Annotated in this window: 12 protein-coding genes; 2 read left to right on the plus strand and 10 right to left on the minus strand. The window is 73.9% G+C overall.

What is annotated here, in order from left to right:
• Positions 1-108: 108 nt before the first annotated feature.
• The gene (locus ACH4TG_RS05165; RefSeq protein ID WP_398240774.1) at positions 109-849 is read left to right on the plus strand and encodes a rhomboid-like protein; all 741 of its coding nucleotides are present in this window, start codon (positions 109-111) and stop codon (positions 847-849) included.
• Here ACH4TG_RS05165 and ACH4TG_RS05170 read toward each other — a convergent pair.
• From ACH4TG_RS05170 to ACH4TG_RS05210, 9 genes are all read right to left on the minus strand, one after another.
• The gene (locus tag ACH4TG_RS05170) at positions 782-1,639 is read right to left on the minus strand and encodes an HAD family hydrolase (RefSeq protein WP_398240775.1); all 858 of its coding nucleotides are present in this window, start codon (positions 1,637-1,639) and stop codon (positions 782-784) included. The genes ACH4TG_RS05165 and ACH4TG_RS05170 overlap by 68 nt on opposite strands.
• Positions 1,636-2,925, minus strand: coding sequence for a serine--tRNA ligase (gene serS / locus ACH4TG_RS05175; protein WP_398240776.1), 1,290 nt, complete (start codon positions 2,923-2,925; stop codon positions 1,636-1,638). Before serS ends, ACH4TG_RS05170 begins: the two co-directional genes overlap by 4 nt.
• Positions 2,926-3,529: 604 nt before the next feature.
• A complete protein-coding gene (gene pheA / locus ACH4TG_RS05180; RefSeq protein WP_398240777.1) occupies positions 3,530-4,459 on the minus strand; it encodes a prephenate dehydratase in 930 nt (309 codons plus the stop codon).
• Between the two features lie 279 nt (positions 4,460-4,738).
• A complete protein-coding gene (efeB, locus tag ACH4TG_RS05185; protein WP_398240778.1) occupies positions 4,739-6,166 on the minus strand; it encodes an iron uptake transporter deferrochelatase/peroxidase subunit in 1,428 nt (475 codons plus the stop codon).
• Positions 6,163-8,334, minus strand: coding sequence for a copper resistance CopC/CopD family protein (locus ACH4TG_RS05190; protein WP_398240779.1), 2,172 nt, complete (start codon positions 8,332-8,334; stop codon positions 6,163-6,165). The genes efeB and ACH4TG_RS05190 overlap by 4 nt, the downstream gene beginning before the upstream one ends.
• A gap of 7 nt (positions 8,335-8,341) precedes the next feature.
• Positions 8,342-8,962 (minus strand): copper chaperone PCu(A)C, encoded by a 621-nt coding sequence (locus tag ACH4TG_RS05195; RefSeq protein WP_398240780.1) that lies wholly within the window; start codon positions 8,960-8,962, stop codon positions 8,342-8,344.
• On the minus strand, positions 8,959-9,651 hold the full coding sequence (locus ACH4TG_RS05200) for an SCO family protein (RefSeq protein WP_398240781.1): 693 nt from the start codon (positions 9,649-9,651) through the stop codon (positions 8,959-8,961). Before ACH4TG_RS05200 ends, ACH4TG_RS05195 begins: the two co-directional genes overlap by 4 nt.
• A 182-nt stretch (positions 9,652-9,833) precedes the next feature.
• Positions 9,834-10,631, minus strand: a complete 798-nt coding sequence (locus ACH4TG_RS05205) for a YcnI family protein (protein WP_398240782.1) — start codon at positions 10,629-10,631, stop codon at positions 9,834-9,836.
• A 535-nt stretch (positions 10,632-11,166) separates the two neighbouring features.
• Positions 11,167-11,970 carry a hypothetical protein gene (locus tag ACH4TG_RS05210; protein ID WP_398240783.1) on the minus strand — a complete coding sequence of 268 codons (804 nt, stop codon included), beginning with the start codon at positions 11,968-11,970 and terminating at the stop codon, positions 11,167-11,169.
• A gap of 205 nt (positions 11,971-12,175) precedes the next feature.
• Here ACH4TG_RS05210 and ACH4TG_RS05215 point away from each other — a divergent pair, with 205 nt between their 5' ends.
• Positions 12,176-12,619 (plus strand): ATP-binding protein, encoded by a 444-nt coding sequence (locus tag ACH4TG_RS05215; RefSeq protein WP_398240784.1) that lies wholly within the window; start codon positions 12,176-12,178, stop codon positions 12,617-12,619.
• A gap of 87 nt (positions 12,620-12,706) precedes the next feature.
• Here the strand turns inward: ACH4TG_RS05215 and ACH4TG_RS05220 are convergent, their stop codons facing one another.
• Complete coding sequence (locus tag ACH4TG_RS05220) at positions 12,707-14,221, minus strand: aminopeptidase P family protein (RefSeq protein WP_398240785.1); 1,515 nt, start codon at positions 14,219-14,221, stop codon at positions 12,707-12,709.
• Between the last annotated feature and the right edge of the window lie 53 nt (positions 14,222-14,274).

Raw genomic sequence — 14,274 nt, forward strand, 5'->3', positions numbered from 1 at the left:
CGGACTCCCCGGGGTGGCGGTAGGCGGCCCGTTCACCCGGAAGGAGCAGTGAACCCGCGGGAGTGTGTCCACCCAGCGGGTTCACAGGCTGCCGGTTAAGACTGGAGCGTGGCCCCAGAAGTCCCGGAGACCTCCCCCGCCGCGCCGGGCCGTACGCTTCCCCGGGCGGCCCTCGTACAGCGCCGCGTCACGCCCGGCCGGGTGTTCCGTGCGGCCGCGGACCGGGTCCGCTCGACGCCCGGCACCCACACCTGGCTGCTGGTCCTGGCCGTCACCAGCGCCGTGGCGGCCGGCCTGTCGCCGCGCCTGCGCTCGTACCTGCTGCACCACGTCAGCACCAACCTCGTGCAGCTGCACACTCACCCGGTCCGCGTACTGTTCGCCAGCGCGTTCTGGATCGAGACGCCGTCCGCGCTGCTGTTCTACGCCGTCCTGTTCGAGCTGGTGCACGCCACCGCGGAACGCTGGCTGGGCACCGCCCGCTGGCTGCTGGTCGCGGCCATCGCACACATCGGAGCCACCCTGGTCAGCCAGAAGGCGGTGTTCTTCGGGATCCGCGACGCCCGCCTGCCGCGCTCGCTCGCGCACACCATCGACATAGGCGTCAGCTACGGGCTGGCCGGGGTCGTGGGCGTGCTCGCCTACCGGGTGCCGTGGCCCTGGCGCTGGGGGTATCTGGCGGGTGTGCTGGCGTTCTTCACCTATCCGGTGCTGAACCGGGGCACGTTCACCGACCTCGGCCACCTCACGGCGGTCCTGATCGGCCTGTGCTGCTACGCCTTCACTCCACCGGGCCGAAAAGCCGCGTCAGCACCGCCGCGATCCCGTCCTCGTCGTTCGACGCGGTGATCTCGTCGGCGACCGCCTTCAGCTCGGGGTGCGCGTTGGCCATGGCCACGCCGTACCCGGCCCAGCCGAACATGGGCACGTCGTTGGGCATGTCGCCGAAGGCGATGGTCTCGGCGGCCGTGACGCCCAGGCGGCGGGCGGCCAGCGACAGCCCGGTGGCCTTCGTCAGGCCCAGCGGCAGCAGCTCGACGATGCCCTCGCCGGCCATGGTCACCCCGACGAGGTCGCCGGCCACGGCCTGCGCGGCCTGCGCCAGACCGTCGTCGCCGAGGCCGTGGTGCTGGATGTAGAGCTTGTTGATCGGCTCGGCCCACAGCTCGGTGGTGTCGGTCATGTGGATGACCGGGAGCTCCGGGTGGAAGACGTACCCCTCGCCGACCAGCACCTCGCCCGCCAGCCCGTCCCGGCTGGCGGCTATCGCGACCGGGCCCACCTCGGCCTCGATCTTGGCGAGCGCCAGCCCGGCCAGCTGCCGGTCCAGCGTCACCGAGGTGAGCAGGCGGTGCGTGCCCGCGTCGTAGACCTGCGCGCCCTGGCCGCACACCGCGAGCCCCTGGTAGCCGAGGTCGTCCAGCACATGGCGGGTCCAGGGCACCGAGCGGCCGGTGACGATGATGTGCGCCGCGCCCGCCGCCACCACGGCGGCGAGCGCGTCACGCGAGGCCTGCGAGACGGTGTTGTCGCTGCGCAGCAGCGTGCCGTCCAGGTCGGTGGCGACCAGCCGGTACGGCAGCGGGCGGTCCGGCGCGATGCCGGGCCGCCGGGCCGCGGACCCTGCGGGGGCGCTCACTTGGCCGAGGCGGCGGAGAGCGGCTCCAGGACCTCGCGGCCGCCGAGGTACGGCCGCAGGATCTCCGGCACCCGGACCGAGCCGTCGGCCTGCTGGTGGTTCTCCAGCACCGCCACGATCGTCCGGGTCACCGCGCACAGCGTGCCGTTGAGCGTGGCCAGCGGCCGGGTGCCCTCGGCGTCGCGGGCCCGGATGTTGAGCCGCCGGGCCTGGAACGAGTCGGTGTTGGAGGTCGACGTCAGCTCGCGGTACTTGCCCTGCGTGGGGATCCACGCCTCGCAGTCGAACTTCCGCGACGCGGACGCGCCGAGGTCGCCGGACGCCAGCTCGACCACCTGGAACGGCAGCTCCAGCGCGCTGAGCCACTGCTTCTCCCAGGCCAGCAGCCGCTGGTGCTCGGCCTCGGCCTCCTCTGGCGTGGTGAAGACGAACATCTCCACCTTGTCGAACTGGTGGACCCGGAAGATGCCGCGGGTGTCCTTGCCGTACGAGCCGGCCTCGCGCCGGTAGCAGGAGGAGAAGCCCGCGTAGCGCAGCGGCAGCCGGCCCGCGTCGAGGATCTCGTCCATGTGGTAGGCGGCCAGCGGGACCTCGGAGGTGCCGACCAGGTAGAGGTCGTCCTTCTCCAGCCGGTAGACGTCGTCCTCGACCTGGCCGAGGTAGCCGGTGCCGGCCATCGCCGCGGGCTTGACCAGATTGGGGGTGAGCATCGGCGTGAAGCCGGCCGCGGTCGCCTGCGAGATGGCGGCCTGGACCAGCGCGAACTCCAGCAGGGCGCCGACGCCGGTCAGGTAGTAGAACCGGGAGCCGGAGACCTTGGCGCCGCGCTCGGTGTCGATGGCGCCGAGCAGCTCGCCGAGCTCCAGGTGGTCGCGCGGGGTGAAGCCCTCGGCGGCGAAGTCGCGCGGCGTGCCGTGCTGCTCCAGGACGACGAAGTCCTCCTCGCCGCCGACCGGCGCGTCCGGGTGGACCAGGTTGCCGATCTGCAGCAGCAGCCGCTGCGCCTCGTCGGCCGCCTCCTGCTGCTCGGCGTCGGCGGCCTTGACCGCGTCGGCCAGCTCCTTGGTGCGCCGCAGCAGCTCGGCCTTCTCCTCGCCCTGCGCCTTGGGGATCAGCTTGCCGAGCTGCTTCTGCTCGGCGCGCAGCTGGTCGAAGCGGGTACCGGAGGACCTGCGCCGCTCGTCGGCGGAGAGGAGGGAGTCGACGAGCGCGACGTCCTCTCCACGGGCGCGCTGGGACGCGCGCACACGGTCGGGGTCCTCACGAAGCAGGCGAAGGTCAATCACGGCTACAGGCTACCGGCGCGAGGGCATCGGACGCGACAACTTAGGGGCGTAATGCGATCTTTGTCCGCTTTGCCAGGGAAAGCGAAATGCACCCCAAAATGACCATGAAAAAGGGCTGGTCAACCCACTTCGGGGGATCCCTCCCCGGGGGCATCCGGCTTGTGGAGAACCGGAGTTGATCAAGCTGCGGGGGGCGACCCGGCGGGGAGTTATCCACAGGCCCCGGGGGACTTTCCGCACCTTGTCCACAGGGTGTGGGGAAGATCTGTGGAGAAGTGCGGAGATCATTTCCCCAGGCCGGTGTTCGGCTATGGATTCCCCACCCAAACGCGCCTCACACTCTCTTTGGAGTGAGAAGTGTTCCCCCGCAAGGATGGGTCGAAGGAATTGGGCTGACACGGGGTGACCTGCGCCACTTCGGTCCGCGGTGTTGCGTGTGTACCCATTTGTCGACTTGGTCCGACTCGGGTGTCGACTTGTCCCCACGTTACCCACAGGCAGCCGGATGGGCCTGTGGATAACTCGGTGGACTGTGGGGACAGCGCGCCGAAAGCCCCGGCGGGACGGATCCCCCGGGGCGCCTCAGATGCGCGGGTGAACGCCGTCAGGCGCGGCCGTCGAGCGCGCGGTTCAGCCAGTCCGCGGCCTCGGTGAACTCGATGTCCGTGGTCCCGCGGGCCACCGACGGTGCGATCTCGTCAGCCCGGGGATACGAACCCAGAAATCGTACCTTCAGACAGCGGCGCCGCAGACCCATCAGCGTCTCGCCGAGCCGCCGGTCGGTCAGGTGCCCCTCGGCGTCCACCGAGAAGCAGTACTTGCCGAGGCCCTCACCCGTCGGCCGGGACTCGATCCGCATCAGGTTCACCCCGCGGATCGCGAACTCCTGCAGCAGGTCCAGCAGCGCGCCCGGGTGGTCGTCGCGCAGCCAGAAGACCGCGGACGTCTTGTCCGCACCGGTCGGCGCCGCCAGCCGGGCCGGCTTGCCCACCAGCACGAAGCGGGTGGTGGCGTTCGCCGCGTCGTGGATCTCGGTCGCCAGCGGCTCCAGCCCGTACGTCGGCGCCGCGAACTCGCCCGCGAACGCGCCGTCGAACCGGCCCTCCTGCACCAGGCGGGCGCCGTCGGCGTTCGACGCGGCCGACTCCCAGAGCGCCTCCGGGAGGTGCTCGGCCATCCAGTTGCGCACCTGGACCTGCGCGGCCGGATGCCCCGTCACCGTCTTCACGTCCGCCAGCGCCGTACCCGGCCTGACCAGCAGCGCGAACGCGATCGGCAGCAGCACCTCGCGGTAGATCATCAGGGGCTCGCCGAACGCCAGCTGGTCCAGCGTGGCGGTGATGCCGCCCTCGACCGAGTTCTCGATCGGTACCAGGGCGCCGCCGGCATCACCGTTCCTGACCGCGTCCAGCGCGGCCGGCACCGAGACCATCGGCACCAGCTCCCGGGTCGCGGCCTCCGGCAGCGTGCGCAGCGCTGCCTCGGTGAAGGTGCCTTCAGGTCCCAGATAGGTGTAGCGGCTCGCCGGCGACATGCCCTCAGCCTAACGGCCGCGCCGCGCCCCCCTTGACGGATCGCGCGTCTTCACCCTTGGGCCTGACCCCCGGCAGACCCCGGCCCCTTGAGGACGCGCTCAGCCCTGGCCTGTTGTGGGTCGGTCTTCCTGCTCGGTCCCTGCGCGGACGGCCTCGTTCCTCGGCCGGCCACTCCGGGACCTCGTGCGTCAGCCCCGGCCTGTTGTCGGTCGGTCTTCCTGCTCGGTCCCTGCGCGGACGGCCTCGTTCCTCGGCCGGCCACTCCGGGACCTCGTGCGTCAGCCCTCCAGCAACCGCTGGCCGACGTACTCGCCCGGGCCCGCCCCGCCAGGGACGGCGAAGAGGGCGCTCGCCTCGTGGCGGAGGAAGCGGGAGAGGCCGTCGCCGCCGTCGAGCTTGCGCTGGACGGGGACGAAGCCGCGCATCGGGTCGGCCTGCCAGGCGACGAAGAGCAGGCCCGCGTCCGGGGTTCCGTCGGTGCCGATCCCGTCGTGGTACGAGAAGGCGCGCCGCAGCATGGCCGCGCCGCTGTTGCTCGCGGCCGCGGCCACCCGGATGTGCGCGTCCCCGGCGATCGCGAGCGAGCCGTCGGGACGGATCTTCTCCAGGTCGACCGGGGTCGTCTCGGTGCCGCCGGACAGCGGTGCGCCGTCGGACTTGCGGCGCCCGATCACCTTCTCCTGCCGCTCCACGGACAGGTGGTCCCAGGAGTCCAGCAGCATCCGGATCCGCCGCACCACCGCGTACGAGCCGCCCGCCATCCACGCCGGCGACCCGCCCGTGCCCGACGTGCCGTCCGTGCTCGCGGCGCCCGCCCCCGGCACGAACACGGTGCGGGCGAAGCCCGACTCGGACGGCTTGGGGTTGTTGGTGCCGTCGATCTGCCCCATCAGGTTGCGCACCGTCATGGGCCGCGCGGTCGCGCCCGGCGTCCGGTTGAAGCCGTTCATCTGCCAGCGCACCGTAGCGGTGTCGCGCGCGGCCTTCTGCACCACGCGCAGCGCGTGGAAGGCGACCAGCGCGTCGTCCGCGCCGATCTGCACCCACAGGTCGCCGTTGCTGCGTCTGGGGTCGAGCGCGTCGGCGGGGAAGTCCGGCAGCGGCGCCAGGGCCTGCGGAAGCTCGCCGGTCAGGCCGGTGCGTGCGAAGAAGCTGCGGCCGAAGCCGAAGGTGACGGTCAGTGAGGAGGGCCCGGCGTCGTCGGCGACCTGGTCGTCGTAGACCGCGGGGGTCCCCGGACGGTCCGTCCGCGTCATCTCCCGGGCCGCGTCCGACCAGCGGCGCAGCAGCGCGGCCGCGGCCTTCCGGCCGGCCCCCGGGGCCAGGTCGAACGCCACGAGATGGCCGCGGGCCTGGGCCGGTTCGGCGATGCCGGCCTGGTGGACGCCCTCGAACGGGATGGAGGTGCTGCCGATGGAGGCCAGCGCGGTGGGGCGGTCCTGCGCCGCCCCCGCGATCCCGGCCCCGGCGGCGCCTCCGGCGACCAGCCCGGCCGCGCCCACGGCACCGGCCGTGCCGAGCAGCCGCCTCCGGCTCAGCGGGGTCACGGCGCCGTCCCCGGCCGGGGCGTCCGCCGGCCGCGACGCGGCGGGGGTGCTCGCGCCGTTGTCCGCCCCGCGCCGCGCGGGATCACGCCGGGCGGGGTCACGGCGGGACGCGTCGGGGCGGGAGGCGTCGTGGCGGGAACCGTCGTTCAGGGTGCTCATGAGGTGACTTCCACGTTCTTCGTCTCGGTCACCTCGTCGATGTCGGAGGTGCGGACGGTCAGCGACATCTGCCAGGTCCCGGCGATCGGGAGCTGGACCTTGGTGGCGACGTAGTGCCCGGCGCCGAGGCGGATCAGCGGCACCTGGATCGGGCCCAGGCGCTGGGCCGGCAGTGTGAACGCCAGCCGCACCTCGGGGACGTCGACCGGCAGGCTGCCGGCGCCGGTGAGTTCCAGATGGACCTCGTTGGGCACGCCCGCACGGCCGGGCGACATGCTGAACGCGGCCGTGCCGCTGCCCTTGGGACCACCGGTGTCGTACGGCACGGACACCGTCACCTCGCCGGGCACGGTGGACGTGGCCGAGGGGGCCGGCGGGGCCGCGGCCAGCCCCTTCTGCTCCTCGGCGGCCCGGCCGGGCTGCGAACCCGACAGCATGGTGGTCACCGTGAGCAGCACGACGGCGATGCCGGCCTCGACCAGCACCGAGCGGCGCAGCGCGCCGCGCGCCGGGTCCGCCTCGCGGGCCTTCCTGGCCTGGGCGGCGCTGCGGGCGGCCTGCTGGCGGCGCAGTTGGGCCGCGCGCTTGCTGTCGCCGCCCTCCGGCGCGCCGCCGTCGCCGGCCCCCGCGCCCTGCCCGCCGCCGGACCCGGTCTCGGCCTCGGCCGTCCCGGTCGGGTCCGCGGCACCCGCGGTGTCCTCCGCGGTCGCGGTGCCGCCGGCTGCGGCGCTCTCGCCGGCCGCCGCCGTGACCGCCGGCTCCTTCACCGCCGCCGCACCGGCCTTCGCGGCACCCGCCTTGCCGGTACCCGTCCTGCCGGCACCTGCCTTGACCTGGCCGCTCTTCACCTCGGCGCTCTTCACCTCGGTGCCCTTCGCCGCCCCGGCACCCGCCGCCGCCGCGGTCGTCGTCGTCCGGCCGAGCGCGTGCGTCCAGCGCCGGGAGAACCAGGCGACGGCCACCAGCGTGGCCACCAGACCGATTTTGATCAGCAGCAGCCGCCCGTAGGAGGTGTCGGTGAACGCCCGCCAGGTTCCGATCTGCCGCCACGCCTGGTAGGTGCCGGTGCCGACCAGCAGGGTGATCGCGGTCAGCGCGAGCACCGAGAAGCGGCGCACGGCGAACGCGGGGACGGCCGCGCGGGCCATGGACGGCGCCCACAGCGCGACGAGCAGCGTCACCAGGCCGCCGAGCCAGACCGCCATGGACAGCAGGTGGACGACGTCGATCGGCATCGCCAGGCGGCGCTGGATGCCGACCGAGGCGTGCTCGGCCATCGCCCACGTCGCCGCGATGCCCACCGCGACGACGCTGCCGCCGATGCCCAGGCCCCAGGCCAGGTCGGCGCGTTCCTCCGGGTCCTCGCGCTTGGCGTAGCTGCCGAACAGCACCGCGAGGAACACCGCGGCGGCCGCGAGCAGGAGCAGCCGCGACAGCAGCGCGGCGCCCGGCCGGCTCTCCAGCGAGGTGCGCATCACGCTCAGGTCGAACGCGCCGCCGAGCCCGCCGCCGTTGACGTAGGGCCCGCGCAGCATGATCAGCGCGATCGTCGCGCCGACCAGCGCCGCCCAGCCGCCGGCCGCCAGGCGCTGCAGCGGTCGGCGCAGCGCGCCGCGCGGCCAGCACACCGCGAGGAACACCGAGCCGCCGACGAGCAGCGCGAACCCGAAGTAGGCGACGTAGCGGGCGATGCCGTAGAGCGTCGACGCCGCCCCGCCGCCGGCCGCCGCCGCACCGGACAGGTCGACGGTCGTCCGGGAGGCCGAGCCGATCGAGAAGGTGAACGCGCCGGCCACCGGGTGGCTGTCCTGCGACACCGCCCGCCACGCCACGGTGTACGTGCCGTTGCCGAGGCCGGACTTCAGGGCCACGGTCGCCGTGGAGCCCGAGTCCGCGACGTCGGCGTGGCCGGGCGTGCCGACCGCGACGTTCGCTCCCCGCGGGTCGAGCACCCGCAGCGAGTCCGCGGACAGCAGCACCCCTTCGGAGAAGGTGAGCACCACCCGCTGGGGTGCCGTCGCCACCACCGACCCGGAGGCCGGGTCGGTGCGGATCAGCGCCGCGTGCGCGGAGGCGGGCGCGGCGGTGCCCAGCAGCAGCGCCAGCAGCGCCACCGCGAGGGCGGCGAACCGGGCGGCGGAGGAGCGCACGTACGACCGTGGGTTCATCGGCTCGTCAGTCCTTCGGCTGGTACGTCGTGGGGCGCACGGGCACGGTGACCGTCACGGTGGCGGGCGTCGCGTGCGTGAAGTGCAAGGTCAGCGGAACGGTGTCACCCACGGCCGGCCGGTGGGTGAGGTTCTCCAGCATCAGGTGGTCGCCGCCGGTGCCCAGGGCGAGGCGGCCGCCGGCCGGGATCGTGAGCGACGGCACCTGGCGCATGGTGGTGCCCTGGGTGGTGTGCAGGGTGACGTGCGCCGCCAGCGGGGTCGTCACCGAGGTCAGTTCGGCGGGCGCGCCCCCGCTGTTGACGACGGTGACGTACGCGGCGGCCATGTCGGTGAGCAGCGGCTGCGGGACGTAGCCGCCGTCGCTCACCGAGAGCCTGGCCGGGCCCTTGGCGTGCGCGGACGCGCTGGTGGCCGAGCAGCCGCCGAGCCCGACGACCGCGGCCAGCGCGACGGCCGCGCCGCCCGCGAGGGCACCGGTCACCGCGCCGGCGACCCTGCGCCGCCGGCGTGCGCGCCCGCCCGCACCGGCCTGCGGGCCGAGTTCCGCGCGGGCTTCGCCGGCGCCGGCCGCCGGCATGGTGCCGGACCCGGGCGCGGTCACGGCGTCGGACTCGGGCGCGGTCACGGCGCCTCACTCCTGATGAGCTTCGGCAGGTCGTGCTGGTACTGCTCGGCGGTGGTGCCGGACATGTAGAGCACGTGGCCCTTGTCGTCCTTCGGCCAGAACGCCAGCACCTCGGCGCCGTGGGTGACGCTGATGCTGCCGTCCTTCTCCTTGACCGGCGCCTCGATGCCGACGCCGACCGACCGCGCGGCGGCCTGGATGACGGAGAACTTGCCGGTCAGCCCGATGAAGCTCTTGTCCATCGCGCCCAGCCAGGCGTTGAGGCGGGCCGGGGTGTCGCGCTCGGGGTCGGAGCTGACGAACACCACGCGCAGCTTCGCCTGGTCGGCCGCGGGCAGCCGGGACTTGGCGAGCGCGATGTCGCTCATGGTGGTGGGGCACACGTCGGGGCAGTGGGTGTAGCCGAAGAACAGCAGCGTGGGGTGCCCGGCGGTCTGCTTCACCAGGTCGAACGGCTTGCCGTGGTTGTCGGTCAGATCGAGGTCCGGCTTGGTGAACGGGGTGTCGAGCAGCGTGCCCGCCTTGGTGGAGCCCGAGACGTCGGCGACGTTCCCGGCGTCCGCGGCCGAGGAGCCGGAGCCGGAACTCCCGCAGCCGGCCAGCGTCAGGGCGCAGGCCGCGGTCAGCGCGGCCGCGGCGACCTTGACGCCGGTGCGCCGGGAGACGCGCGGCAGGGAGAGGGTGCGCATGGAGGTGGTCCTTTTCGCTTCGCTGAGGTGGGCCGGGCGGCCGCGGGATGCGGCGGCCGCCCGGCGGGTCGGGGACCGGATCCGCCGGCCGGCCGGATCGGTCGGCGCGGCCGGAGCAGGTCACAGGGGGTCAGGTGACGCGGGCTCGGGTGGCGCCGGCCGGGCGGCCGGCGCCACGAGGCTCAGGCGGAGGCGCTGGTGCCGCCGCCCGTGCCACTGCCGCCGCCGGCCGAGCGCCGGCGTCCGGCCAGCACCCCGAACGCGACGCCGGCCGCGCCGATCACGATCCCGGCGATGCCCAGGCCGCGGGCGGTGCCGTCGCTGCTGCTGCCGCCCGACGCGGTGGCCGGGGCCTTACCGCCCTTCGACGTGTCACCGGCCGGCGCGGCCGCCGGGGTGCCCGCCGTGCCGGACGTGGCGGAGGCCGCGGTGAGCGTCAGGCTGGGCGCCGGGTTCTCCGGCTCGGGCTGCCCGGCCTGCGGCACCTCGATCCAGCGCACGATGTCGCCGTTGTCGTACGTCTGCAGGGTCTTGAACACCAGCGAACCGGTGTCCTGCGGCAGCGGGCCGAACGAGACGGGGAACTGCTGGAACTGCCCCGGCGCGATCTTCCCGCCGCTCCACACGATCTTGGTGACGGCCTGGTCGACGGTGCCGTCGTCGGTCTTCAGCGGGGTCGCCAGCTTGGACGTGGTGACCTTGGCCGTCCAGCCCGGGACGGGCTGCAGGGAGACCGACGCGATCGGGTGATCGGCCGGCAGGTTGACCTCGATCCGGACGGTGGAGGCCGCGTCCTGCTCGTTCGGCACCTTGAACGCGACGGTGCTGTAGCTGCCCTTGGCCGCGGCGGACGGCTGCACGGTCACGTGGGCGAAGGCCGGGACCGCCGACAGCAGGACCGCGCCGCCGGCGAACGCGGCGACGGCCGCCGCACGGGCGCGCAGCGGCGTACGGCGGGCAGTGGTGGGGGAACCGCTCATGGCTTGTTGTCTCCACGATGTGAGGTGGGGTCGGATCCGGGTGACGAGTCGCCGCCCGCGCGGGCCCGGGTATGGACCCGGTGACGCGCCGGCGGGCCGGACCGCTCCTCCCGTCCGCGGATCCGCCGGCAGCGCTGCCTGACGTACCGCGGTTGCCCGCCACGCGCCGCGCGGCGCCCGCGCGGCGCGCCCTCGGCGGCATCGCGGACGGCCTGCGCGAACGGCGCCCGTGCCGGGGCCGATCGGGCCGATCCGCGGAACCGCGACGCGGCATCATCCGGATGTACAGGTACACATAGGCATGTACAGGTGTGTACCGGATGTGTCGGGCGCGGTACCGCCGCAGGCCGGGCCGGCCCGAACCGGTGGTCCGGGAGCGTCTCGTGGTGCCTGCGGGGTGCGGGCGCAGCCGGATCCGGACCGGGGCTCGCGACGAGTCGCGGGTCCCTAGGGGCGGAGGGGGCTGCGTGGTGCGGGGGAGGAGCAGGGCTGACCTGCGCGGTGACGTCGCCTCACCCGTGGAGGACGTCGCGCGTCAGGCCGCCAGGACGACCTGCGGCGGGCCGCGGCGGGCCACCGTGTGGCGCAGCCAGACCGTGCGGTGGCGGGCGGTCGGCGCGGGCGGCGGGCAGGCCGGTCCGGCGGACGGCATCCACGCGGTGAGGCCCGACAGGAGCGTGAACGCCCGGCGCAGCGCCACCGCGAGGCCGGAGGCCCCGCGGGCCAGCCGCCACAGGGCGGCCTCGCCGCGGCGGAGTATCCAGCCCGCGACGACCGCGGCCAGCAGGTGGCCGAGGAGCATCGGGAGCGAGCACAGCGAGTGGGCCATGGCGCCGGGGCCCATCGGCCCGGGCATGCCCGGCATGGCGGACGCCGGCGCGGCCAGCGCCGAGGGGTCCAGCCCCGCCTGGGTGACGATGTGGCGGGCGCCTTCCGGCGTCAGCCGTGCCCCCTGGCCGTCGCACACCAGCCGTGCGGCCACCGCGAGCAGCCCGCCGGAGCCGGACTGCCCGCCGCCGGTGTGCGCGGCCGAAGCGGCCGAGGCCGCCACGCTCGCGCACATCTGCCCGGCGTTGAAGACGGTGTGCAGCGCGAGTTGCCCGACGGCGAGCACCGCGGCGATCGCCGGCATCCGGCGTTCGCGTCCCGCCAGCGGGGCGACCACCGCGAAGACCGCGAGCCACCCCAGCACCAGCGACCACACCGGCACGGAGCGGCCGGAGGCCACGCCGTGGCCTGCCGCGGCCAGCGCCACACAGACCGCGGTGAACACCGCGGCCCGCAGGAGTCGCAGGCCGGCGCCTGCGCGCACGGAGCCGGCGGGAGCTGGAGATGCCATGACGGGCGCCATCCTCTCACCCGCGCTCGCGGCGCGATACGGCGGGTGACCGGCTCGCGGTGGTGCGTACCGAGTGTCCCTTTACACCGGTTCGCCGGGCTGACGCATCGGCCGAATGAGCGGCATCACGTCAACACCACGCTTACGGAGTGCCCTTCGCGGCAATACGTATCCGTATGTCGAGCCGCAGCCAGGAGGCTGGAGCATGAGCATCTGGTGGTCACTCCATTTGCGGCGCGAGGCTGCGAGCGTTCCGCTGGCCCGGCGACTCCTGCTGGGGACCATGGAGACGGCCGGGGTCCACCCCGACATCTCCTTCGACCTCTCGGTGGCCCTCACCGAGGCCTGTGCGAACGCCGTGGAACATGCCGGAACGGCGACCGGATACAGCGTCACCGCGACGATCGACGGTGACCGCTGCCGTATCGAGGTGGCCGACTCAGGACCGGGCCTTCCCCGCGACCGCTTCCGCCATCCGGCCCGGCAGGCCGCCCATCGCGGGCAGTACGCCGAGCACGGACGCGGACTCATCCTGATCGAAGCACTCGTGGACCACGTCCACTTCCACGACCGGCCCGGGCACGGCACGGTCGTGGCCTTCGACAAAGTGCTCAAGTGGCGGGACGACGTCCTGCTGACCGCGTCGTAGCCGTCCCCGTCCTGCCGGCGTCGGACCGCCGGCAGGACCGCCGCGGGACGGCCGGCAGGACCTGCCGGCAGGCCGGCGGCGCCGCGCTCAGGAACGCAGCGCGGCCATCCACGCCTCGACGTCGCCGGACGTCCGCGGCAGCCCGGCGGACAGGTTCCGGTTGCCGTCCTCGGTGACGAGGATGTCGTCCTCGATGCGCACGCCGATGCCGCGGTACTCCTCCGGCACGGTCAGGTCGTCGGCCTGGAAGTACAGGCCGGGCTCCACGGTGAGCACCATGCCGGGCTCCAGCGTGCAGTCGACGTACGCCTCGGTGCGGGCCTGGGCACAGTCGTGGACGTCGAGGCCGAGCATGTGGCCGGTGCCGTGCAGGGTCCAGCGGCGCTGCAGGGCGAGTTCGAGTACCCGCTCGACCGGGCCCTCCACCAGGCCCCACTCGACCAGCTTCTCGGCGAGCACCCGCTGGGCGGCCTCGTGGAAGTCGCGGTAGGCGGCGCCCGGCTTGACCGCCTGGATGCCGGCCTGCTGGGCCTCGTGGACCGCGTCGTAGACGGTGCGCTGAAGGGGCGTGAAGGTGCCGTTGATCGGCAGGGTCCGGGTGACGTCGGCGGTGTAGAGGGTGTCGGTCTCCACACCGGCGTCGAGCAGCAGCAGGTCGCCGGAGCGGACCGGGCCGTCGTTGCGGACCCAGTGCAGGGTGGTGGCGTGCGGTCCCGCGGCGCAGATGGAGCCGTAGCCGACGTCGTTGCCCTCCACGCGGGCGCGGAGGAAGAAGGTGCCCTCGATGTAGCGCTCGGAGGTGGCCTCGGCGCGGTCCAGGACCTTCACCACGTCCTCGAAGCCGCGGGCCGTGGAGTCGCACGCCTTCTGCAGCTCGCCGATCTCGAACTCGTCCTTGATCAGCCGCAGTTCGGAGAGGAAGGACTTCAGCTCCGCGTCGCGCTCGACGGTCACCTTGTCGGTGAGGGCGGCCTCGACGCCGGCGTCGTGGCCGCGGACCACGCGGACCGGGCCGGTCGCCTCGCGCAGCTCGTCGGCGGCCTTGCGGACGTCCTTGCAGGGCAGGCCCAGCAGCTGCTCGGCCTCGGTGAGGCTGTTGCGGCGGCCGACCCACAGCTCGCCCTGGCCGTCGAGCCAGAACTCGCCGTTCTCCCGGTTGGAGCGCGGCAGGAGGTACGCGGTCGCCTCGTGCCCGCCCCCGGGCAGCGGCTCCAGGACGAGGACGGCGTCCTGCGTCTGGTCGCCGGTGAGGTGGACGTACTCGGTGGACGCCCGGAAGGGGTACTCGGTGTCGTTCGAGCGGGTGCGCAGCTTGCCCGCGGGCACCACGATGCGCTCGCCGGGGAACCGCGCGGACAGCGCGGCGCGGCGGGCCGCCGCGTACGACGCCTGGGGGACCGGCTGCAGTCCGGCGCGCTCGGTGTCGGCCCAGCCGGACTTCATGACGGCGGCCAGCTCGTCGGAGACCGCGGGGTACAGCCCGTTCTTGCGCTGCTTGATGGGCTTGTCCTGCGTGTCCTGTCCCCCCTGCGCGTCCTGCGCGTCCTGCTTCTCCTGGGCCTCCGCCACGTCCTGCCTCCTCAGATGAACCTTTCGTCCCATCGTATGGGGGCGTGCGCAGGAGGGAAGACGGCCTCCGCCCGGGGCAGGCCGGA

This window comes from Streptomyces sp. NPDC020917 (genome assembly GCF_044333795.1).
Classification (GTDB): Bacteria; Actinomycetota; Actinomycetes; order Streptomycetales; family Streptomycetaceae; genus Actinacidiphila.

What these genes read in the sequence shown, in the direction of transcription:
- pheA (WP_398240777.1), bottom strand. Translation starts at nt 4,459, where the DNA reads ATGTCGCCGGCGAGCCGCTACACCTATCTGGGACCTGAAGGCACCTTC.
- efeB (WP_398240778.1), bottom strand. Translation starts at nt 6,166, where the DNA reads ATGAGCACCCTGAACGACGGTTCCCGCCACGACGCCTCCCGCCCCGAC.
- ACH4TG_RS05190 (WP_398240779.1), bottom strand. Translation starts at nt 8,334, where the DNA reads ATGAACCCACGGTCGTACGTGCGCTCCTCCGCCGCCCGGTTCGCCGCC.
- ACH4TG_RS05200 (WP_398240781.1), bottom strand. Translation starts at nt 9,651, where the DNA reads ATGCGCACCCTCTCCCTGCCGCGCGTCTCCCGGCGCACCGGCGTCAAG.
- ACH4TG_RS05205 (WP_398240782.1), bottom strand. Translation starts at nt 10,631, where the DNA reads ATGAGCGGTTCCCCCACCACTGCCCGCCGTACGCCGCTGCGCGCCCGT.
- ACH4TG_RS05210 (WP_398240783.1), bottom strand. Translation starts at nt 11,970, where the DNA reads ATGGCATCTCCAGCTCCCGCCGGCTCCGTGCGCGCAGGCGCCGGCCTG.
- ACH4TG_RS05215 (WP_398240784.1), top strand. Translation starts at nt 12,176, where the DNA reads ATGAGCATCTGGTGGTCACTCCATTTGCGGCGCGAGGCTGCGAGCGTT.
- ACH4TG_RS05220 (WP_398240785.1), bottom strand. Translation starts at nt 14,221, where the DNA reads ATGGGACGAAAGGTTCATCTGAGGAGGCAGGACGTGGCGGAGGCCCAG.